At 72.2% G+C, this 20909-nt stretch carries 16 protein-coding genes and 1 pseudogene; 4 read left to right on the top strand and 13 right to left on the bottom strand.

Annotated elements, in window-relative coordinates; translation table 11 throughout:
- The coding region (locus TNCT1_RS24695; protein WP_143636152.1) for an ATP/GTP-binding protein at positions 1-370 on the top strand (370 nt) is incomplete at its 5' end.
- 170 nt (positions 371-540) lie between these two features.
- Here TNCT1_RS24695 and TNCT1_RS24690 read toward each other — a convergent pair.
- From TNCT1_RS24690 to TNCT1_RS24675, 4 genes and pseudogenes are all read right to left on the bottom strand, one after another.
- Positions 541-729: an acyl-CoA carboxylase subunit epsilon gene (locus tag TNCT1_RS24690; RefSeq protein WP_143635906.1), complete on the bottom strand. Its 189-nt coding sequence runs from the start codon at positions 727-729 to the stop codon at positions 541-543.
- A gap of 57 nt (positions 730-786) precedes the next feature.
- The gene (locus tag TNCT1_RS24685) at positions 787-2382 is read right to left on the bottom strand and encodes an acyl-CoA carboxylase subunit beta (RefSeq protein ID WP_143635904.1); all 1596 of its coding nucleotides are present in this window, start codon (positions 2380-2382) and stop codon (positions 787-789) included.
- Between the two features lie 382 nt (positions 2383-2764).
- Positions 2765-3040 (bottom strand): annotated as a pseudogene (locus TNCT1_RS35895) (lyase); the annotation flags it as partial.
- A 24-nt stretch (positions 3041-3064) separates the two neighbouring features.
- Positions 3065-3580 carry a hypothetical protein gene (locus tag TNCT1_RS24675; protein ID WP_143635900.1) on the bottom strand — a complete coding sequence of 172 codons (516 nt, stop codon included), beginning with the start codon at positions 3578-3580 and terminating at the stop codon, positions 3065-3067.
- A gap of 270 nt (positions 3581-3850) precedes the next feature.
- Between TNCT1_RS24675 and TNCT1_RS24670 the strand changes: the two genes are divergently transcribed.
- On the top strand, positions 3851-4456 hold the full coding sequence (locus tag TNCT1_RS24670) for a YceI family protein (RefSeq protein WP_143635898.1): 606 nt from the start codon (positions 3851-3853) through the stop codon (positions 4454-4456).
- Between the two features lie 101 nt (positions 4457-4557).
- Here TNCT1_RS24670 and TNCT1_RS24665 read toward each other — a convergent pair whose 3' ends face one another.
- On the bottom strand, positions 4558-5925 hold the full coding sequence (locus TNCT1_RS24665; RefSeq protein ID WP_143635896.1) for a hypothetical protein: 1368 nt from the start codon (positions 5923-5925) through the stop codon (positions 4558-4560).
- Positions 5926-5997: 72 nt separating this feature from the next.
- Complete coding sequence (locus TNCT1_RS24660; RefSeq protein WP_143635894.1) at positions 5998-9006, bottom strand: glycoside hydrolase family 3 N-terminal domain-containing protein; 3009 nt, start codon at positions 9004-9006, stop codon at positions 5998-6000.
- A gap of 236 nt (positions 9007-9242) precedes the next feature.
- Between TNCT1_RS24660 and TNCT1_RS24655 the strand changes: the two genes are divergently transcribed.
- Positions 9243-11111, top strand: a complete 1869-nt coding sequence (locus TNCT1_RS24655) for a ricin-type beta-trefoil lectin domain protein (protein WP_143635892.1) — start codon at positions 9243-9245, stop codon at positions 11109-11111.
- A 297-nt stretch (positions 11112-11408) separates the two neighbouring features.
- On the top strand, positions 11409-12011 hold the full coding sequence (locus TNCT1_RS24650; RefSeq protein ID WP_143635890.1) for a GPP34 family phosphoprotein: 603 nt from the start codon (positions 11409-11411) through the stop codon (positions 12009-12011).
- Between the two features lie 171 nt (positions 12012-12182).
- On the opposite strand, the gene cimA is transcribed toward TNCT1_RS24650, so the two are convergent.
- From cimA to TNCT1_RS24615, 7 genes are all read right to left on the bottom strand, one after another.
- Positions 12183-13793 (bottom strand): citramalate synthase, encoded by a 1611-nt coding sequence (gene cimA, locus TNCT1_RS24645; RefSeq protein WP_143635888.1) that lies wholly within the window; start codon positions 13791-13793, stop codon positions 12183-12185.
- A 367-nt stretch (positions 13794-14160) separates the two neighbouring features.
- Complete coding sequence (locus TNCT1_RS24640; protein WP_143635886.1) at positions 14161-14766, bottom strand: TetR/AcrR family transcriptional regulator; 606 nt, start codon at positions 14764-14766, stop codon at positions 14161-14163.
- A gap of 9 nt (positions 14767-14775) precedes the next feature.
- Positions 14776-15795 carry an agmatine/peptidylarginine deiminase gene (locus TNCT1_RS24635; protein ID WP_143635884.1) on the bottom strand — a complete coding sequence of 340 codons (1020 nt, stop codon included), beginning with the start codon at positions 15793-15795 and terminating at the stop codon, positions 14776-14778.
- 15 nt (positions 15796-15810) lie between these two features.
- Positions 15811-17535 carry an urease subunit alpha gene (locus TNCT1_RS24630; protein WP_143635882.1) on the bottom strand — a complete coding sequence of 575 codons (1725 nt, stop codon included), beginning with the start codon at positions 17533-17535 and terminating at the stop codon, positions 15811-15813.
- Positions 17532-18242, bottom strand: a complete 711-nt coding sequence (ureA, locus tag TNCT1_RS24625; RefSeq protein WP_143635880.1) for an urease subunit gamma — start codon at positions 18240-18242, stop codon at positions 17532-17534. The genes TNCT1_RS24630 and ureA overlap by 4 nt, the downstream gene beginning before the upstream one ends.
- A gap of 238 nt (positions 18243-18480) precedes the next feature.
- On the bottom strand, positions 18481-19569 hold the full coding sequence (locus TNCT1_RS24620; RefSeq protein ID WP_143635878.1) for a branched-chain amino acid aminotransferase: 1089 nt from the start codon (positions 19567-19569) through the stop codon (positions 18481-18483).
- A gap of 247 nt (positions 19570-19816) precedes the next feature.
- Positions 19817-20860 carry a 3-isopropylmalate dehydrogenase gene (locus tag TNCT1_RS24615; protein ID WP_143635876.1) on the bottom strand — a complete coding sequence of 348 codons (1044 nt, stop codon included), beginning with the start codon at positions 20858-20860 and terminating at the stop codon, positions 19817-19819.
- Positions 20861-20909 lie beyond the last annotated feature (49 nt).

The following is a 20909-nucleotide window of genomic DNA, read 5'->3' as shown; positions in this document are numbered from 1 at the left end:
GGACTTCGGCCGCATCACCCTGGACCAGGACCTGATCCTGTACCTCTTCGGTACGCCCGGTCAGGACCGCTTCTGGTTCATGTGGGACGACCTGGTGCGCGGCGCGATCGGCGCGGTGGTCCTCGTGGACACCCGCCGCCTCGCCGACTGCTTCCCGGCCGTCGACTACTTCGAGAACAGCGGCCTGCCCTTCGTCATCGCCCTCAACGGATTCGACGGCAACCAGCCGTACGGCCCGGACGAGGTCCGCGAGGCCCTGCAGATCGGCCCGGACACCCCGATCATCACGACCGACGCCCGCCACCGCGCGGACGCGAAGTCGACGCTGATCACCCTGGTGGAGCACGCCCTGATGGCGCGGCTCCGCTAGGCGACCGACCGCACGCGGAAACCCCGCGCCCCCGGCTGGGGGCGCGGGGTTTCCGCGTTCTGCCCGGCGCGCGCGGCGAGATCGATCCGGCGCGCGCAGCGAGAAGGGCCCCTCCGAGCGGAGGGGCCCTTCTCAGTGTCCTGGGCGGGCGGCCGTGGGCCGGGCGCGGGTCAGCCGTGCCAGCTGTGCGGGGCGCGGAAGCCGGGCTCGCGGTCCAGGCGGCGCCAGCCGGCCTTGGCACGGCCGCGGTGCGCGGGGGCGGCCGGCTGGGCCGCCGCACGGGCGAGGAGGACGGCCGTGATGGCGGCGACTTCCTCGGGCTCGGCATGGCCCTTCTCGACGCGGATGTCAGTGTTCATGGGTGTCAGTCTCCGTCAGGAAGAGGTCCGCGGGGTTGCCGCGACGGGTCCGCTCGGTTACTGCGGCGGGTTGCCGTGCTTGCGGGAGGGCAGGTCGGCGTGCTTGGACTGCAGCATCGCCAGCGACTTCACCAGCACCTCGCGGGTCTCGGCGGGGTCGATCACGTCGTCGACCAGGCCGCGCTCGGCCGCGTAGTACGGGTGCATCAGCTCGGCCTTGTACTCCTTGACCATCTTCTGCCGCATGGCCTCGGGGTCCCCGGCCTCGGCGATCTGGCGGCGGAAGATGACGTTGGCCGCGCCCTCGGCGCCCATCACGGCGATCTCGTTGGTGGGCCAGGCGTAGGTGAGGTCGGCGCCGATCGACTGGGAGTCCATCACGATGTAGGCACCTCCGTAGGCCTTGCGCAGGATCAGCGAGATCCTCGGCACGGTGGCGTTGCAGTAGGCGTACAGCAGCTTCGCGCCGTGCCGGATGATTCCACCGTGCTCCTGGTCGACGCCGGGGAGGAAGCCGGGTACGTCCAAAAGAGTGATGATCGGGATGTTGAAGGCGTCGCACATCTGCACGAAGCGGGCGGCCTTCTCGGACGCCTCGATGTCCAGCACGCCCGCCAGCACCTGGGGCTGGTTGGCGATGATGCCCACGACCTGGCCGTCCATCCGGGCCAGCGCGCAGATGATGTTGCGCGCCCAGCGCTCGTGGACCTCCAGGTACTCGCCGTCGTCGACGAGCTCCTCGATGACCTTGGTCATGTCGTACGGGCGGTTGCCGTCGGCCGGGACCAGGTCGAGCAGGACGTCGGAGCGGCGCTCCACCGGGTCCGCGGACTCGGTCCGGGGCGGGTTCTCGCGGTTGTTCTGCGGCAGGAGCGACAGGAGGTAGCGCACCTCGGCGATGCACGTCTCCTCGTCGTCGTAGGCGAAGTGGCAGACGCCGGAGGTCTCGGCGTGCACGTCGGCGCCGCCGAGCCCGTTCTGGGTGATCTCCTCGCCGGTGACCGCCTTGACGACGTCCGGGCCGGTGATGAACATCTGCGAGGTCTCGCGGACCATGAAGACGAAGTCGGTGAGCGCCGGGCTGTAGGCGGCGCCGCCCGCGCACGGGCCGAGCATCACGGAGATCTGCGGGATGACACCGCTGGCCTTCGTGTTGCGCTGGAAGATGCCGCCGTAGCCGGCGAGGGCGGAGACGCCCTCCTGGATGCGGGCGCCGGCGCCGTCGTTGAGGGAGACCAGGGGCGCGCCGGCCGCGATGGCCATGTCCATGATCTTGTGGATCTTCGTGGCGTGGGCCTCGCCCAGCGCGCCGCCGAAGATCCGGAAGTCGTGGGCGTAGACGAAGACCGTACGGCCCTCCACCGTGCCCCAGCCCGTGATGACACCGTCGGTGTAGGGCTTCTTGGCCTCCAGGCCGAACCCGCTCGCCCGGTGCCGGCGCAGCTGCTCCACCTCCTGGAAGGATCCCGGGTCCACGAGCAGCTCGATGCGCTCCCGCGCCGTCAGCTTGCCCTTGGCGTGCTGGGCAGCGGTCGCCTTCTCGCTGGGACCGGCCACGGCCCGCGCACGGATCTCGTGCAGCTCGGCGACCCGCCCGCGCGCGTCCGCCGGCTCCGCGGTCGGCTCACCCGTCGTCTCTTCCAAAACGGTCATGTAGTGACCTTACGAAGGACACCAAGGAAAGCGAGCCGTCGACTCCGTACAGTCTCCGGACCGTTTTCCTGGTAGCAGTGAACAGAACCAGAGCGACATGCAGCCGTTCCGACTGGTCAGAGGCCGCTCGGGTTGTAGGGGGGCCACAAAGCCGTCACCCGAGAATCACCTCACATCGGTGGACGGCACATGCCATCCCCGGAGTGACGCGGAGCCTCGTACGGCGGCCCGCCAAGTGGACGTCCACGGTGTCGTCGGCGTGGACGACCGAACGCACCGGGCGGTCCCAGACGATCTCCAGCGGCGTGCCCGTGCGGGGCGGCTCGCTGATCCACAGCGTAGCGCTCCGGCCCCGGCGGCGGACGAGCACGCTCGCGCCCGCGCCGGCGGGCGGATCGAAGGGGTGGCCGGGCCACAGGGAGCCGGCCGCGGGGGCCATGCCGGCGTGGAAGTCGCGTGCCATCCCGCCGAGCCGGGCCAGGCGTGCGGCGTAGGGCTCGGCGGCCGGGTCGTATCCGGTGCCGAGCGCGATGTCGAGCCAGCGCAGGCGGAGGGTGTCGAAGGGGTCGGCGCCGACCGCCGCGCGGGCCGCGGGGGCCGCGGCGGCGGTGAGGGCGGCGGCCAGCAGCAGTGCGCGTCGGCTCGGTCCGGTGCTCATGCGGCCGGTCACCGCCCTCCTGGCTCAGCAGCCGCCGCAGTTGTAGTACAGGACGTCCCAGTGGCTGCCCTCGTCGGCGTAGATGTTGCCGGAGCCGGACTGGTACTGCGGGGCGCCGTCGCCGCGCAGGCCGATGTAGCCGAAGTTGTTCTTGATGTACGAGGTGACGCAGGTGTTCTTGCCGTAGTCGAGCTTGTAGCCGTTCCAGTGGGAGTAGGTGCCCGAGGCGTGGCCGGTCTCGGTGCCGCCCGTGATGTTGAGGGCGCAGCCGCTGGCCTTCTTCAGGGTCTGGGCGCCCTGGGCGGTGGCGAGGTTGAGCTGCTCGAAGGACGTACAGGTGGAGTTGTTCCGGTCGGAGCAGTTGCCGGAGGACGACCAGGTGATGCCGGAGGTGCGGAACATGCCGGTGGCGGTCGCGTGGCTGATCTTGGTGACGGCGAAGGCGTCGGTGGCGGTGCCGACCACGGCGACGCCGGGGGCGACGACGAGGGCGAGCGCGGTCAGGACGGAGCGGGCCTTCAGGGCCTTGGTGGCCTTCATGGGGAGAGACCTTCCTGCGGTGGGCCGGAATTCCTGTGGAGCGGCTGTGCAGGTGGTGCGGCTGTGCACGGAGATGGTGCCCGAGTTCTACGCGCGTTCGCCAGAGGGCGTCGGCCGGTTACCCAGAGTTGTTCCGAGAACACGTGGCGGATGATGTTGAAAACTCAACGGAATAGGTCTACCGTCGGAGTCGTTGGGCTAGTTGAACGTTAAACAGAAACCCCGTCGCGGCTTCCCCACGGAGCCGCGGCCGTCCCCAAGGAGAACGTCATGGGCATCTTCGGCCGCAAGGAAAGCACCCCCGAGACCACCGCCCCGGCCGCCGCCGGCCCCGATCTGGCCGCGCTGACCGGTGACTACACGGTCGACCCGGCGCACACCACGATCGGCTTCGTGGCCCGCCACGCCATGGTCACCAACGTCAAGGGAAGCTTCCAGGAGTTCAGCGGCGCGCTGCACCTGGACGGCGCCGAGCCCGCGAAGTCCACCGCCTCCCTGGACATCAAGATGGACAGCATCGACACCGGCAACACCGACCGCGACGGTCACCTGAAGTCCTCGGACTTCTTCAAGACCGACGAGTTCCCGGAGATGACCTTCCGCTCCACCAAGGCCGAAGCGCTCGGCGGCGACGACTACCGCATCACCGGCGACCTCTCCATCCTCGGCGTCACCAAGCCGATCACCATCGACCTGGAGTTCAACGGCGCCGCGAAGGACCCCTTCGGCAACGAGCGCGTCGGCTTCGAGGGCAAGGCCGAGATCCTGCGCTCCGAGTGGGGCCTGACGTGGAACGCGGCCCTGGAGACCGGCGGCGTCCTCGTCTCCGACAAGATCAAGCTGGTCTTCGACATCTCGGCCATCAAGAGCGCCTGAGCCGACGGCGCCCGGTCCCGCCCCCGCCGGTCCCTCCCGAGCCGCGCCCGCCCTCCACTCCCCCAAACGGGAGGGCGGGCGCCGTCATGCGCGGGACCGGTTCAGAAGCCGCCGCCGAAGTCGCCGCCACCGCCTCCGAAGTCGCCGCCGCCCCCGAAGTCGCCGCCCCCGTCGCCGAAACCGCCGCCGAAGTCGCCCGGGTCGAAGTCGGCGCCGGAGGTGTCGCCGCCCTGGTAGCCGGCGGCGCCGAAGTCGCCCTGGCCGGCGCCGTCGCCGTAGGCGTAGGACGGCGTGGACATCATGCCGCCGAGCAGCGTGCCGACCAGCAGGCCGGGGAGGATGCCGCCGCCGAAGTAGCCGCCGGCCCAGGGCCCGTAGGCGGGACCGGCGTCCCAGTAGGGGCGGCGGCCGTACTCGGTGTCGACCTCACGGACCGCCGGGTCGCGGCCGTCGGCCAGGCGGGTGGCGTCGGCGGCGCAGACCGGGACCTCCCGGGGGCTGCCGCCGGGCGGGGTCCAGGCCGCGTCGGCGACGGAGGGGCCGTGCCGGGGGTCGAAGAAGCAGGGCGGCCTGCGCTCCGGCAGGGGACGGCCCTCCCGGCGGGCGGCCAGCCGGGCCAGGGAGAAACGCCCGTCCGCCAGGGCCTCGGTGACCGGGCGCACGTCGTCGGGACCGCGCGCCCCGGCCATGTACCGCTTGGCCTTGTCGTAGGCGTCCAGGGCCTGCTCGTAGTCGGCGCGCATGGCGTCGTCGGCGCCCGGCTCCGCCGGGTGGAAGTCCAGCCGGTCCAGTTCCTCGCCGAAGGCGGTGATGTCCTCGTCGACGACCACCCGCAGCCGGTCCAGCGCGGCCCGCTGTTCCTCGGCGCGACGGCGGCGGTTGCGGCGGACCAGGGTGTAGGCGCCCGCGCCGCCGGCCACCAGGACGACGGCCGCCGTGATCAGCGCCGTGCTCGACGCGCCCCCGCCGCCGCTGCGACCGCTCCAGCTCGCGGGGGCGTGGCCGCCCATGTTGGCCAGGGCGCGGTCGGTGAAGTCGGTGAGCTGGGTGTCGGCGTCCTCGCCCTGGACGCTGGCGACGAGGTTGCGCACGGCGGTGCGGGAGAGGACGGAGGAGTCCGCGCGGGCGTCGAAGCGGTCGCCGAGCCGGACGGCGTACAGGCCGGTGATGCCGGTGGCCGTGCGCAGGTCGGAGAAGAGGTTCGCGGTGGGGTACCCGGCGGGCAGCACCGTGATGAAGAGGGGCTTGCCGGCGCCCTCGACGCGCTTGGCGAGTTTGTCGGCGTCGGTCCCGGACAACTGCCCGGAGGCCGCCGGGTCGACGTAGACCGGGCCCTTGCGCAGGGCCTGGGCGATGGTGGACACGCCGGTGGCCGCCGTCGCGCCCGGAGCCAGGGTGGTCGCGATCACCAGCGCCAGTACGGCCAGCAGCAGCGCCGGGAGGCTTCGGGTCCGGAGGACGGCCTTCACCCTCCGAAAGTACCCGAAGCCTCCCTCACCAGTCATGCGCGACCAGTCATGCGCGCGGCTCGCCGGGAGCGCTCACGCGGCCCGGTAGGCCTCCGTGAGCTTCTGCACCGCCTTCGCGTAGTGGCCGGTCAGCAGCAGGTGGTCGGCGTCTGCGAAGGGCCCGGCCACCGCCGCCGTCATCCGCTCGCCCACCTCCTGCTGGACGATCAGCCGTGCCCGGGTGACCAGTTCCCGACCGGCCCGGTCGGCGCCCGTCCGTTCGGCCGCCGCTGCCGCCGCGCCGAGCGCCCGCAGGGTGGCCGCGCCGCCCCGCGGGACGTGGGTGAGCGTGGTCAGGCCCCAGCCGTAGGGGAACTGCGGGTCGTACGACGGGTCGCCGACGTTGATCGGCAACTGGGACTCCGAGCGGGGCCAGGTGACCGGGAGCTGCCCGGTGAAGGGCCGCCTGCCGTACAGGACGTCGGCGACGCCGGCGCCCTCGGTGCCCGGCAGCCACGAGGCGACGAGCGCGTCGATCCGGCCGAGCCGGTCGCCGACGAGCTGCGGGCGCCCGGAGACGATCAGCACCGCGCACTTCATGGCCGCGCACACCTTGTCCACGGCGGCCTGGTCGGCGGCCGAGAGCGTGAGCCGGTGGCCGTTGCCGACGTCGCCGACCCCTTCCGCGTACGGCGTCTCGCCGACGACGACCACACCGGCGTCGTAGCCGTCGGTGGGCGCCGAGGCGTCCTTGGAGTACGTGACGTCCCCGCCCGCCGCGCGCATGCCGTCAAGGATCGTCGTGCCGGGGACGGTGTTCCCGGAGCCGCCCTGCCAGGTGACGGTCCAGCCGCCGGTCTGGTTGCCGATGTCGTCGGCGTCGGAACCGGCGACGTAGACCTTCTCGCCCTTCCTCAGCGGCAGCAGCCCGCCGCTGTTCTTCAGCAGCACCTGCGACTCGGCCGCCGCCTGACGGGCCACCGCCCGGTGCGCCGGGGAGCCGATGGCGGCGGCGCCGCGGGTGTCGGCGTAGGGGTGCTCGAAGAGGCCGAGCCGGAACTTCTGGGTGAGGATGCGGGAGACGGCGTCGTCGATCCGCCGCTCACTGATCCGTCCGGCCCGCGCCTCGTCGACGAGCGTGCCGGTGAAGTCCTTGTAGGAGTACGGCACCATCATCATGTCCAGACCCGCGTTGACCGAGGTCCGGACGTGGGAGGCGTAGTCGCCGGGGAGCTGGTCGATGGCGTTCCAGTCGCTGATGACGAACCCGTCGAAGCCCATGCGGCCCTTGAGCACACCGTTGATCATGTCGCCCCGGGCGTGCATCTTCACCGGGCCCCGCCCGTCGCCGATGACGTCGAGCGAGGAGTACGACGGCATGACCGTGCCGACGCCCCGGTCGACAGCGGTCCTGAACGGCGCCAGGTGCACGGCCTCGAGCTCCTGGCGGGTGACCTTGGTGACGCCCTGGTCGATCGTGTAGGTGCCGGTGGTCGAGGTGCCGTACCCGGTGCCGCCGTCGCCGACGAAGTGCTTGGCGGTGGCGAGGACCTTGTCGCCGCGGCTCAGGTCACTGCCGTCGGCCCGGCCCTGCAGGCCCTGGACGACCGTCTCCATGGACTCGACCAGCGCCGGGTCCTCGCCGAAGGACTCGTAGGAGCGTCCCCAGCGTTCGTCGCGGCTGACGCACAGGCAGGGCGCGAAGTCCCAGGGGATGCCGGTGGCCCGGACCTCGGCCGCCGTCACCGCCCCGGTCCTCTCGGCCAGCCGGGGGTCACGGGTGGCGCCGAGGCCGACGTTGTGCGGCATGATCGTGGCGCCGACCAGGTTGTTGTGCCCGTGCACCGCGTCGACGCCGTAGATCAGCGGGATCTGGAACCGGGTCGCCTGTGCCCGCAGCTGGAAGGCGTCGATCATCTTCGCCCACGCGTCGGGGGTGTTGGGCGTGGGCGTCGAGCCGCCGCCGGACAGGACCGAGCCGAGCGCGTAACCGGCGACGTCCCCCTGGTCGGTCAGGGCGCCGCGTTCGGCCTGGGTCATCTGGCCGGCCTTCTCCGCCAGGGACATGCGGCCGAGCAGGTCCGCCACCCGCTTCCGCACGGGCAGCTTCGGGTTCAGGTAGGGCAGTCCGTGGGCGTCGATGACGACCTGCGGCGTCTCGGGCGCCTTGGCGCCGGTCACCGTGAGTTTCAGCGGGACGGTCTCCGCGGGCTCCGCGGCCTTGTCGCGCAGGGTGGGCACCCGGACGGTCCGCGAGGCGCCGGAGGCGGTGCCGGCCGGGAAGGTGAGGGTGCCGGAGACCGGGGTGTAGTCCCTGCCGGGGGCGGCGGTGCCGCCCGCCGTCGTGTAGGCGACGGTCACCGGCTCCTCCAGGGGCCGGGCCCCGGTGGTGGTCACGGTGACCCCGACCTTCGCCGTGCCGCCCTCCTCGACGGGGTACACGGCCGCGCCGGTGGTGACCGAGGCGCGCAGCGACTGGTCGGCCCTGCCGTACAGTTCCACGCCGTCCATGGCGAACCGGCCCTTGACGCCGGTGGGCAGCGTGACCGCGTACCCCCACATCCGGTCGAGGCCGAGCACGTGGTCGATGCCGCCGACGGGCTGGTAGTCCGTGCGATAGGTGAAGTCGGTGAACGGGATCTCGACCTGTTTCCAGCCGGTGAAGTCGTCCGTGAAGGAGGTGGTCCACAGTTCGGAGGCCTCGCCGTGGGCGCCGCCGTCCTTGATCTCGAAGGCGACCTTGCGGCCGTTGTCCTGGCCCTCCCACCAGAACCGGATGCCCCGGTGGACGGACCAGTCGTGGCCCGGCTCGCCGGCGGCGAAGTCGTGGGTGAAGCCGCCGTAGCCGCTGATGTCGTAGGTGCCGGTGAGCACCTTGGCGCCCTCGGGGGCGTCGGGGCGGGCGGCCAGTTCCAGGGCGGGCGGGTCGTCCGTGTCGCCGCCCCAGGTGAAGATGCCCTCGGCGGGCTGGGCGGCGAAGGGGACCTCCCCCTCGAAGCGGTCCACGGACACGGGGGCGGGGTCGTCGGCGGCTCGCGCGGTCGCCCAGGGGAGCAGCCCGGTGAGGAGTGCGGCGGAGACGAGCAGGGCGGTTCTTCGCATGTACCTTCCCTCGGCTCTTGATTCACTCATGACTTAGATCACGTCGTGAGTTAACGCGGCCCACACGGCGCCGTCAATACTTCACGTCAGAAGTGGTGCGGGGGCAACGAGCGGCCGGATCAAGGCGGTTGTGCGTTCGGGAGCTGAATGCGCGACCCCTTGACGCCTCCCCGAAGCCGTCATTTACTCACGGCTCGCACGCCTCCCCACCCCCACCTCCCGAAGGGCGGCGCTCCATGAGACGACCCCTGCGCACGGCCCGGCTGCTGCTCGCCGGCCTGCTCACCACCGCCGGGCTCACGGCCCTCGGCATGCCCTCGGCGCACGCGGCCGGCGAGCAGGTCACGGCCTGGCTCACCACCACCGACGACTCCGGCGGGCGGCACGTCGTGCGCGGGCTGCAGGCCCAGACACCGTTCGCCTTCCAGTCCGGGGCCGGCGGCGCCGGCGAGAACATCACGGTCGACGAGAACACCCGCTACCAGACCTTCACCGGCGGCGGCGCGTCCTTCACCGACACCGCGGCCTGGCTGATGAACAGCAGCGGCGCGCTCTCCCCGGCCACGCGGGACGCGGCCATGCGGAAGCTGTTCTCGCCGACGGACGGCATCGGGCTGTCGTTCCTGCGCAACCCGATGGGCGCCTCGGACCTGGCGCGGTACGGGTACACCTACGACGACGTGCCGGCCGGGCAGACGGACCCGAACCTGAACAGCTTCTCCATCGCGCACGATCTCGCCGACGTCGTCCCGCTGACCAAGCAGGCCCTGCAGCTCAACCCCGCCCTGACCGTCATGGCCTCGCCCTGGACCGCCCCGGCGTGGATGAAGGACAGCGGCTCGCTCAACGGCGGCTGGCTGAAGGCCGAGGACTACGGGGCCTACGCCTCGTACTTCGTGAAGTACCTGCAGGCGTACCGGAACCAGGGCGTCGACGTCTCGTACGTGACCCCGCAGAACGAGCCGACGTGCTGCTCGGGCTACCCGTCGATGAGCTGGAACGCCTCCGGCATCCAGTACTTCCTCAAGAGCGAGCTGCTGCCCAAGCTGCAGTCGGCGGGCCTGACCACCAAGGTCCTGGCGCACGACTGGAACTGGGACGTCTACGACTCCTACGCGGCGCAGAGCGTCGACGACGCGGCGATCCGCAACCACCCCAACTTCGGCGGCATCGCCTGGCACGGCTACGGGGGCGACGTGTCCAGGCAGACCGCCGTCCACAACCAGTACCCGGACCTGGACGCGTTCGGCACCGAGCACTCCGGCGGCACCTGGATCGCCAACCAGCAGCGCGAGGACATGAACAACATCATCGACTACACCCGCAACTGGGCCAAGTCGGTGACCAAGTGGTCCCTGGCGGTGGACCAGAACATGGGCCCGCACAACGGCGGTTGCGGCACCTGCACCGGGCTGGTCACCGTGCACAACGGCGACGGGGCGAGCGGCACGGTCGACTACACCGTCGAGTACTACACGATGGGCCACCTGACCAAGTTCGTCCGGCCGGGCGCCCAGCGCATCGCCTCGACCGCGTCGAGCGCCGTGCCGAACGTGGCGTGGCGCAACCCGGACGGGAGCAAGGCGCTGATCGCCTACAACGACTCGGCGTCGGCGAAGACGGTCACCGTCGACTGGGGCGGGCAGCACGCCACCTACTCGCTGCCCGGCCGGACCTCGGCCACCTTCACCTGGGCCGGCACCCAGTCCGGCGGCTCCGCGCAGAGCGGGTCCTTCGTCGGGCTGGCCGGCAAGTGCCTCGACGTGGCGGGCGGTTCGAGCGCGAACGGCACGGCGGTCCAGCTCTACGACTGCAACGGCAGCGCGGCGCAGAAGTGGACGGTCGCGGCCGACGGCTCCGTGCAGGCGCTCGGCAAGTGCCTCGACGTGACGTCCGCCTCGACGGCCGACGGGGCGAAGGTGCAGTTGTACGACTGCAACGGGACCGGTGCCCAGCGGTGGTCGTACAACGCGGCCACGGGTGATGTGGTGAACACGGCGGCCGGCAAGTGCCTGGACGTCACCGACAACTCGTCGGCGAACGGGGCCCGGGCCCAGATCTGGTCCTGCACGGGCGCGGCGAACCAGAAGTGGAAACTGCAGTAGGGCGGGCCGTGTCCCGCCGGTGAGCGGGCGGGACACGCGCGGGGCTGCCGTGCTGGCGGCGGCCGCCGGGTGTCTGCCGCCCGGCGGCGGTGCGGCGGTCGATCGGTGCCGGGCCCGGCACTCCGGGGGGAGCAGCGGCTGCTCCCCCGTCACCGGTACGTGCCGGGTTTCGCGCACTACGTCACCGGCGACTCCCGTACGCCCGATCCTGCTGAGTCGCGCCGCCTTGTCGCGCGGACGCTTTTCACGCTTCATGGTGGTCGTAGGGAAAGCCGTCCGGTACCAGGAGTGCGACACATGACCACAGCACGGGATCTGTTCATCGTCGGCACCGACGTCCCCGGTGACCGCCCCGTGGAACAGGGCGACCTGTCGCTGGCGCTCGCGGGGGCCGAGCTGGTCGATCTGCTCGGCGCCCGCGCGGCGACCCTGCAGGGCGACCGCGTCGTGCCCGGTCCGCCGATGACCCTGGGCGACCGGATGCTGGACGAGGCCGGCTCGGCGCTGGTCCGGCAGGAGCCGTACGAGAAGGTCGACGACTGGCTGTGGCGCCGGGGCGAGGGGCTGGCCTCGGCCTACTTCGACGTCCTGGACACCGAGGGGCAGCTCACCGGTGAACCCCGGCCCTGGTTCCCGCGCCGGCCGCGCGGCGCGGCGGCCGCCGACACCGCGGCCCGGCGGCAGGCCACCGACCGCTGGGAGTCCCGCGAGCCGGTCCTGTCTACGCTCGCGGCGTCCCTGGGCATCCAGGGCGGGGAGCGGGCCGGGGAGGACTTCACCGACGAGCCGGTCGTGGCCGTGCTCGCCGCGGTCGGCGACGCGGTGACCGAGCTGACCGCCGTGCGGCAGCGCCGGGAGATCGAGAACGCGGCCTTCGACAACATCTGGCGGGCGCCCTGACCGAGCGCACCGGCTGCCCGCTGCCCGGCGGGTGGCCCCCGCCGTCCCGGAACCGGCGCCGCGCTCCCCGCCGCGGGCGCCCACGCCCGGGCGGGCGCCCTCGACCCCGGCGAGCACCGTCCCAGGTCCGGAACCCGGCCGCGCCGGGGCCTCCCCGAGACCAGAGCGAACCTACTCGGCCGGCTCCACGCCCGCCCGGAGCAGCCCGAAGGTGTAGGCGTCCTCCAGGGCCTGCCAGGACGCGGCGATGACGTTCTCCGCCACGCCGACCGTGGACCACTCGCCGCCGCCGTCGGAGGTGGAGATCAGGACGCGGGTGGTGGAGGAGGTGCCGTGCACGCCCTCCAGGATGCGGACCTTGTAGTCCACCAGCTCCAGCTTGGCGAGCTGCGGGTAGATCTTCTCCAGCGCCACCCGCAGGGCGCGGTCGAGGGCGTTGACCGGGCCGTTGCCCTCCGCGGTGGCGACGATCCGCTCGCTCTTGGCCCACAGCTTGACCGTGGCCTCGTTGGCGTGGGTGCCGTCGGGGCGGTCCTCCACGATGGCCCGCCAGGACTCGACCTGGAAGTACCTCAGCGGCCTGCCCTCGACCTCGGCCCTGAGCAGCAGCTCGAAGGAGGCGTCGGCGGCCTCGTAGGTGTAGCCCCGCAGCTCGCGCTCCTTCACCCGCTCGACCACCCGGCCGACCAGCTCGCGGTCGCCGCCGAGGTCGACGCCGAGCTCCTTGCCCTTCAGCTCGACGGATGCCCGGCCGGCCATGTCGGAGACCAGCATGCGCATGGTGTTGCCGACCAGCTCGGGGTCGATGTGCTGGTACAGGTCGGGGTCGACCTTGATCGCGGAGGCGTGCAGCCCGGCCTTGTGCGCGAAGGCGGAGACGCCGACGTACGGCTGGTGCGTGGACGGCGTGAGGTTGACGACCTCGGCGATCGCGTGCGAGATCCGGGTCGTCTCGCGCAGCCGGCCCTCCGGCAGCACCTTCTTGCCGTACTTCAGCTCCAGGGCCGCGACCACCGGGAACAGGTTGGCGTTGCCGACGCGCTCGCCGTAGCCGTTGGCCGTGCACTGCACGTGGGTGGCGCCGGCGTCGACGGCGGCGAGGGTGTTGGCGACCGCGCAGCCGGTGTCGTCCTGGGCGTGGATGCCGAGCCGGGCGCCGGTGTCGGCGAGGACGGTGGAGACGACCGCGTTGACCTGGGCGGGCAGCATGCCGCCGTTGGTGTCGCAGAGGATGACGACGTCGGCGCCGGCCCGCGCGGCCGTGCGCACGACCGCCTTCGCGTACTCCGGGTTCGCGCGGTAGCCGTCGAAGAAGTGCTCGCAGTCCACGAAGACCCGGCGGCCCTGTTCGCACAGGTAGGACACGGTGTCCCGGACCATCTCCAGGTTCTCGTCCAGCGTGGTGCGCAGTGCCAGCTCGACGTGCCGGTCGTGCGACTTGGCGACCAGCGTGATCACCGGGGCGCCGGAGTCCAGCAGCGCCTTGACCTGGGGGTCGTCCGCCGCCTTGGAGCCGGCGCGGCGGGTGGCGCCGAAGGCGACGAGCTGGGCGTGCCGGAAGTCGATCTCCGCCTGCGCCCGCGCGAAGAACTCGGTGTCCCGCGGGTTGGCGCCGGGCCAGCCGCCCTCGATGAAGCCCACGCCGAAGTCGTCCAGGTGCCGGGCGATGGCGAGCTTGTCCGCGACCGTGAGATTGATGCCCTCGCGCTGCGCGCCGTCGCGCAGCGTGGTGTCGAAGACGTGGAACGAGTCGTCGAGCTCGCTGGTTACCGTCTCGGTCATGAGTTCAAGGCTCCTGATTGTGAATCTTCGGTCTTACCGGAATGTCCGGCTCCACCGCCCCTGCGATACTCCTCGCGCCGCGCCTTCCGGCCGTGGGTGAGCCGGAAAACGAAAAGACCCCTCGCGGGTGCGAGAGGTCTGCGCGCGGGTCTGAGGCGACGATGGCCACCCGCACCTGGTCGTGAGAGGTGGTCACTGCGGACCGGCGCGCCTGCTGCCGATAATCATGGCGAACGAGGGCACGGAGGAAGTTTCGCACAGTCCGGGCCCCTCCCGGCCGGCCGTCTCAGCATGCGGTCGCCGTGGTGGACGGCGTCCGAACCGCGGGCGCGCCGCGCGGCGCCCGGCCGCGCGGTGCCAGGCGCTGTCAGGTGGTGTCCGGCGCGTGCAGCGCGTCGGCGAGGAACTCCCGCACATGGGACATCACCTGCTCGCGGCCGGTGCCGCGCAGGCCGATGGCGACATGGATGGAGAAGCCGTCGAGCAGGGCGCGCAGCCGGGTGGCGAAGCGGTCCGCGTCGACCGGCCGGAACTCGCCGCGCGAGACGCCCTCGGCGATCAGCGCGACCAGATCGCGATGCCAGGCGCCCTCGATCGCGGCCTGCCGCTCGCGGGCGTCGTCGGCGGCGTTCTGCGAGCGGTTCCACACCTCGAGCCACAGGGTCCAGTGCGGGTCCCGGTGGCCGTCGGGGACGTACAGCTCGACGTACGCCGCCAGCCGTTCGCGGGCCGGGCCCGGGCGGGCGAGCAGCCGGCCGCGCTCGGCCCCGAGCCGGCCCTCGCTCCACTCCAGGGTGCGCAGCAGCAGCTCGTCCTTGGAGCGGAAGTAGTAGAGCAGGTGGCCGCTGCTCATCCCGACCTCACGGCCGAGCGCCGCCATGGTGAGCTTCTCCAGACCGCGCTCGGCGATCATGTCCATGGCGGCGGCGAGGACGTCCTCGCGCGGCGGCGCGTTCCTGCGCGCACCGGCCATCGGCTGCTCCTAGCTCTTCGGCTGCTGCTGGGTGATGCAGTGGATGCCCCCACCGCCGGCGAAGATCGTACGTGCGTCCACCTGCGTCACCTCCCGGTCGGGGAAGAGGCGGCGGAAGACGCCGGCCGCGACCTCGTCGTTCGGGTCGTCGAAGGCGCACAGCACGACGCCGCCGTTGCAGAGGTAGTGGTTGATGTAGGAGTAGTCGACCCAGTCGCCCTCCTCGTCCTTCAGGACGGTGGGGGCGGGCACCTCGACGACCTCGAGGGGGCGCCCCTGGGCGTCGGTCTCGCCGCGCAGGATCTCCAGGTAGGTCCTGGAGCGGGCGTGGTCGGGGTGGGCGGGGTCCCGCTGGCTGTGCACGAGGACGGTGCCGGGCCGGGCGAAGGCGGCGACGATGTCGACGTGCCCCTGGGTGCCGTACCTGCCGTAGTCGCCGGTCAGCCCGTGCGGCAGCCAGATCGCCTTGGTGGTGCCGAGCCGGGCGTGGATCTCCGCCTCGACCCGCTCACGGCTCCAGCCGGGATTGCGGCCGGCGCCGAGCTGGACGGTCTCGGTGAGCAGCACCGTGCCCTCGCCGTCGACGTGGATCGCGCCGCCCTCGTTGACGAGCGCGCTGCTCAGCACCGGCACCCCGGCCAGGTCCGCGACCTGCCGGGCGATCTTGGAGTCGTGCTCCCAGCGGGCCCAGTCCTGGCCGCCCCAGCCGTTGAACACCCAGTCCACGGCGGCCGGCCGGCCCTCCGCGTCGAGCACGAAGGTCGGGCCGATGTCGCGCATCCACGCGTCGTCCAGCTCGCGCTCCACCAGCTCGGCGTCCGGGCCGAGCAGCGCGCGCGCCGACTCGCCCTGGCCGGGGCCGTGCACCATCGTCACCGGCTCGAAGCGGCGCACCGCGCGGGCCACGGCCGCCCAGGCGGCGCGGGCCGCGGCCAGCTCCTCGTCGTCGGCGAAGGTCGGGTTGGGACCCGGCCAGGCCATCCAGGTGCGCTCGTGCGGGGCCCACTCCGGGGGCATGCGGTAGGTCATGAACAGGTCCTTGGATCAGAGGAAGTAGAGCCGGTTGAGGGACACGGACTCGGCGGGTTCGGAGCGCAGCGGGTCGCCGTCGAGGGTGACCAGGCCGGTGTTCCCGTCGACGTCGACCGCCCCGGTGCGGGAGTTGAGGCGCAGATCGGCCGGGCCGATGCCGCGGGTGCCGCGCACGGCGACCCGGCGGCGCCGGGTGGGCATCGTGTCGCCCCCCTGCTCGGCGGCGGCGCGGGCGACGAAGGCGACCGAGAGGTCGGCGGCGGTGGCGCCGTACGAGCCGAACTGCGGTCCCAGCACCAGGGGTTCGCAGGTGTCGGTGGCCGCGTTGGGGTCGCCGGTCACCCCGTAGGCGGGGAAGCCCGCCTTGAGGACGAGCTGCGGCTTGGCGCCGAAGTACTCCGGGCGCCACAGCACGATGTCGGCGAGCTTGCCGGCCTCGATCGAGCCCACCTCGTGCGAGAGCCCGTGCGCGATGGCGGGGTTGATCGTCAGCTTGGCGATGTAGCGCAGGACGCGGGCGTTGTCGTCGCCCTCGCCGTCGCCCTCCAGCGGGCCCAGCTCCGCCTTCATCTTGCCGGCCATGGCGAAGGTCCGGCGGACCGTCTCACCGGCCCGGCCCATGCCCTGCGCGTCGGACGAGGTGATGCCGATCGCGCCCAGGTCGTGCAGGACGTCCTCGGCGCCCATGGTGCCGGCCCGGATGCGGTCGCGGGCCATGGCGGCGTCGCCGGGCAGGTCGGTCTTCAGGTCGTGGACGGAGACGATCATGCCGTAGTGCTCGGCGACCGCGTCCCGGCCGAAGGGCAGGGTGGGGTTGGTCGAGGAGCCGATGACGTTCGGGACGCCGGCCATCTTGAGCACGTTGGGCACGTGGCCGCCGCCGCAGCCCTCGATGTGGAAGGCGTGGATCGTCCGGCCCTCCAGCACCCGCAGGGTGTCCTCGACCGAGAGGCACTCGTTCAGCCCGTCGCTGTGCAGCGCGACCTGGACGTCGTGCTCCTCGGCCACCCGCAGGGCCGTGTCGAGCGCGCGCGTGTGGGCGCCCATGTCCTCGTGCACCTTGAAGCCGCTGGCCCCGCCCTCGGCCAGCGCCTCGACGAGCGGCGCCTCGTGGGACGACGAACCCCGGCCGAGGAAGCCGATGTTGACCGGCCATGCGTCGAAGGCGCCGAACGCGTGCCGCAGCGCCCAGGGCGAGTTGACGCCCACGCCCCACACCGGGCCGAACTCCTGGCCGATGATCGTGGTCACGCCGGAGGCGAGGGACGCCTCCATGATCCGCGGGGACAGCAGGTGCACATGGGTGTCGACGGCGCCGGCGGTGGCGATCAGGCCCTCCCCGGACACGATGGACGTGCCGGTGCCGACGACGACGTCGACGCCGTCCAGGGTGTCGGGGTTGCCGGCCCGCCCGATGGCGTGGATGCGCCCCTCGCGGATGCCGATGGACACCTTGCGGATGCCCTGCACCGCGTCGATCACGACGACGTTGCTGATCACGACGTCGCAGGTGTCGCGGACGGCGGCGGCCTTCAGGTGCAGCCCGTCGCGCGCGGTCTTGCCGAACCCGGCGAGGAACTCGTCGCCGTACCGCTGGGCGTCCGACTCGATCCGGACGGTCAGCCCGGAGTCGCCCAGGCGGACCCGGTCACCGGCGCGCGGTCCGTGGGTGGCCGCGTAGGCGTGCGGGTCGACGTGGATCGACCGGCTCACCTCGCGTCCCTTCGAGCGGCTCATCGCTCCTCGCCTCCGTCCCTCGAGTCCTGCTCCGTGACGCCCAGGTATCCGCAGGCCGCGGCCCTGCGCAGCGCCTCCCGCTTCGCGCCGGGCGCGTCCAGCGGCCCGTCGACCAGGCCGGCGAACCCGATCGCGACGCGCTCGCCGCCGATCGGCACCAGGCCGACCTCCTCGCTCTGACCGGGCCCGAACCGCACCGAGGAGCCGGCGGGCACGGCGAGCCGCATGCCGTAGGACCTCTCGCGGTCGAAGTCGAGCCGCGGGTTGGCCTCGAAGAAGTGGAAGTGGGAGGTGACGGAGACCGGCACGGCGGCGGTGTTGGTGACCCGGAGCCGGACGGCCGGCTCGGGATCGGCGTGCTCGGGCCCCGGCAGCAGCGCACCCGGCGCCCGCTCCCCCAGACCGCCGCCGATGGGGTCGGAGACCACCGCCAGCCGGGAGCCGTCGTCGAAGACGGCCTCGACCATCACCTCGGTGACGACGTCGGCGACGCCCGGCAGGACGTCGTCGGGTCCGAGCACCGAGCGGGCCGCCTCCACGGCCTCAGCGAGCCGCCGGCCGTCGCGGGCCGCCTCGCAGACCGTGTCCGCGATCAATGCGGTGGCCTCCGGCACGTTCAGCCGCAGACCGCGCGCCCGGCGGGCCCGGGCCAGTTCGGCGGCCCCGAAGAGCAGCAGCCGGTCCCGCTCGGTGGGGGTGAGTCTCACGACCCGGCACCTCCTTGTCGTCCTCGCCCGTCATCTGTCCGTCGTGCGGAGCGTTTAGAGCACCACTCTAAACGGAGGCTTACGACAAGAGAAGGATCGGCATGCCTACGCGGGTCGACGTCACATTGAGCACCGCTCGAAGCGACGCCGGCGAGGCGGCGGCAAGGCGGTGCCCGGACGCACAGGGGCCGCCCCGGACGCGGAGTCCGGGGCGGCCCCTGGATGTGCCGTCCTGGTGTCAGCCCAGCTTGTGCATCCAGCCGTGCCGGTCCTCGGCCTTGCCGCGCTGGATGTCGAGCAGCGCCTGGCGCAGACGGAGGGTGACCTCGCCGGGCTCGCCGCCGCTCTGCCGCCACTCGGCGCCGGCCCGCTTGACCGTGCCGACCGGGGTGATCACGGCCGCGGTGCCGCAGGCGAAGACCTCGGTGAGGGTGCCGTTCTCGGAGTCGCGCTGCCACTGCTCGACCGAGACCCGGCCCTCCTCGGACTTGTAGCCGAGGTCGCGGGCGACGGCCAGCAGGGAGTCACGGGTGACGCCCTCCAGGATGGAGCCGGACAGGCTGGGCGTGACGATCCTGTCGCCGTACACGAAGTAGAGGTTCATGCCGCCCAGTTCCTCGACCCACTTGTGGTCCACGGCGTCGAGGTAGCAGACCTGGTCGCAGCCCTTGGCGGCGGCCTCGGCCTGGGCGAGCAGGGAAGCGGCGTAGTTGCCGCCGGTCTTGGCGTCGCCCATGCCGCCGGGGACGGCGCGGACACGGTCCTCGGAGACCCAGATCGACACCGGCCGCACCCCACCCGGGAAGTACGCGCCGGCCGGGGAGGCGATGACGATGAACAGGTACTCGTTGGCGGGCTTGACGCCCAGCCCGACCTCGGTGGCGATCATGAACGGGCGCAGGTAGAGGGACTCCTCGCCGCCGTGCGCGGGCACCCAGTCCTTGTCCTGCTGGACCAGGAGGTCACAGGCCTCGACGAAGGTCTCGACCGGCAGCTCGGGCATGGCGAGCCGGCGCGCGGAGCGCTGGAAGCGCTTGGCGTTCTGGTCCGGGCGGAAGGTGGCGACCGAGCCGTCGGGCTGGCGGTACGCCTTCAGGCCCTCGAAGATCTCCTGGGCGTAGTGCAGGACGTTGGTGGCCGGGTCGAGCGGGATCGGCGCGTACGGAACGAGCTGGCCGTCGTGCCAGCCGCGGCCCTCGGTCCACTTGATCGTCACCATGTGGTCGGTGAAGTGGCGGCCGAAGCCGGGGCTGGACAGGATCGCCTCGCGCTCGGCGGCGGCGAGCGGGTGGGCGGAGGGCTTGAGCTCGATCGTGGGCGTCGTCATGAGTGGTTGTCCTTCACCGGTGAGTAGTGACCGGGCCGCGCTCATGCCCGTCACCGGCCGGCGGCCGGTGCTAGGACGTCCGAGCTTTCCCTCATGTCGCGGCTCCGCGTTCGATTATCGCGCGCGGGCCACGACGGACGGAATCGGGGTGAAAGCGGCCCAGGGGTTGATGGTGGCACCCGGCGAGGCACAAAAGAAGCCGCCGGGTGCGTGTGCGACCCGACGGCTTCGTGCGTGGCGCGGCGGGTCAGCCGGCTACGCGTACGGCGAGGGCGTCGCCGATCTCGGAGGTGCTGCGGGCCGGCTTGCCCGCCCGCTCGGTGAGGTCGGCGGCGACCGCGGCGTCGATGCGGTCGGCCTCGGCGTCGTAGCCGAGGTGGCGCAGCAGCAGCGCGACGGACAGCACCGTGGCGCTGGGGTCGGCCTTGCCCTGGCCGGCGATGTCCGGGGCCGAGCCGTGGACCGGCTCGAACATGGACGGGAACTCGCGGCCGGGGTTGATGTTGCCGGAGGCGGCCACGCCGATGCCGCCGGAGACGGCCGCGGCGAGGTCGGTGATGATGTCGCCGAAGAGGTTGTCGGTGACGATCACGTCGAAGCGGGCGGGGTCGGTGACCAGGTAGATGGTCGCCGCGTCCACGTGGATGTAGTCGGTGGTGACCTCGGGGTACTCCTCGGCCACCTTGTTGAAGACGTTCGTCCACAGGTGCCCGGCGAAGGTCAGCACGTTGTTCTTGTGCACCAGCGTGAGCTTCTTGCGCGGGCGGGCCTGGGCGCGGGCGAAGGCGTCGCGGACCACGCGCTCGACACCGTAGGCCGTGTTGACGGAGACCTCGGTGGCGACCTCGTGCTCGGTGCCCTTGCGGATGGTGCCGCCGTTGCCCGTGTAGGGGCCCTCGGTGCCCTCGCGGACGACCACGAAGTCGATCTCCGGCTGGCCGGCCAGCGGGGTGGAGACGCCGGGCAGCAGCTTCGACGGACGCAGGTTCACATGGTGGTCGAAGGCGAAGCGGAGCTTGAGCAGGAAGCCGCGCTCCAGGACGCCGGAGGGCACCGACGGGTCGCCGATGGCGCCGAGCAGGATGGCGTCGTGCCGCTTCAGGGCGTCGAGGTCGGCGTCGGTGAGGGTCTCACCGGTGGCGTGGTAGCGCCGGGCGCCGAAGTCGTACTCCTCGGTCTCCAGCTTCACATCCTGCGGCAGGACGGCGGAGAGGACCTTCAGACCCTCGGCCACGACCTCCTGGCCGATGCCGTCACCGGGGATCACTGCGAGACTGATGCTGCGAGACATGTCGGCACCCTACTCCTCGTCCCAGAGGATGACATGCCCTGTCCGCGAT

The sequence above is a fragment of the Streptomyces sp. 1-11 genome (assembly GCF_007176755.1).
Lineage (GTDB): Bacteria > Actinomycetota > Actinomycetes > Streptomycetales > Streptomycetaceae > Streptomyces.
The sequence above is the reverse complement of the archived record's forward strand: the minus strand, read 5'-3'. Positions and strand labels throughout refer to the sequence as shown.

Coding starts and splice junctions, on each gene's coding strand:
- TNCT1_RS24630 (WP_143635882.1), bottom strand. CDS start 17,535: ATGAGCCGCTCGAAGGGACGCGAGGTGAGCCGGTCGATCCACGTCGAC.
- TNCT1_RS24660 (WP_143635894.1), bottom strand. CDS start 9,006: ATGCGAAGAACCGCCCTGCTCGTCTCCGCCGCACTCCTCACCGGGCTG.
- TNCT1_RS24640 (WP_143635886.1), bottom strand. CDS start 14,766: ATGGCCGGTGCGCGCAGGAACGCGCCGCCGCGCGAGGACGTCCTCGCC.
- TNCT1_RS24650 (WP_143635890.1), top strand. CDS start 11,409: ATGACCACAGCACGGGATCTGTTCATCGTCGGCACCGACGTCCCCGGT.
- TNCT1_RS24685 (WP_143635904.1), bottom strand. CDS start 2,382: ATGACCGTTTTGGAAGAGACGACGGGTGAGCCGACCGCGGAGCCGGCG.
- cimA (WP_143635888.1), bottom strand. CDS start 13,793: ATGACCGAGACGGTAACCAGCGAGCTCGACGACTCGTTCCACGTCTTC.
- TNCT1_RS24670 (WP_143635898.1), top strand. CDS start 3,851: ATGGGCATCTTCGGCCGCAAGGAAAGCACCCCCGAGACCACCGCCCCG.
- TNCT1_RS24615 (WP_143635876.1), bottom strand. CDS start 20,860: ATGTCTCGCAGCATCAGTCTCGCAGTGATCCCCGGTGACGGCATCGGC.
- TNCT1_RS24690 (WP_143635906.1), bottom strand. CDS start 729: ATGAACACTGACATCCGCGTCGAGAAGGGCCATGCCGAGCCCGAGGAA.
- TNCT1_RS24635 (WP_143635884.1), bottom strand. CDS start 15,795: ATGACCTACCGCATGCCCCCGGAGTGGGCCCCGCACGAGCGCACCTGG.
- TNCT1_RS24675 (WP_143635900.1), bottom strand. CDS start 3,580: ATGAAGGCCACCAAGGCCCTGAAGGCCCGCTCCGTCCTGACCGCGCTC.
- TNCT1_RS24620 (WP_143635878.1), bottom strand. CDS start 19,569: ATGACGACGCCCACGATCGAGCTCAAGCCCTCCGCCCACCCGCTCGCC.
- TNCT1_RS24655 (WP_143635892.1), top strand. CDS start 9,243: ATGAGACGACCCCTGCGCACGGCCCGGCTGCTGCTCGCCGGCCTGCTC.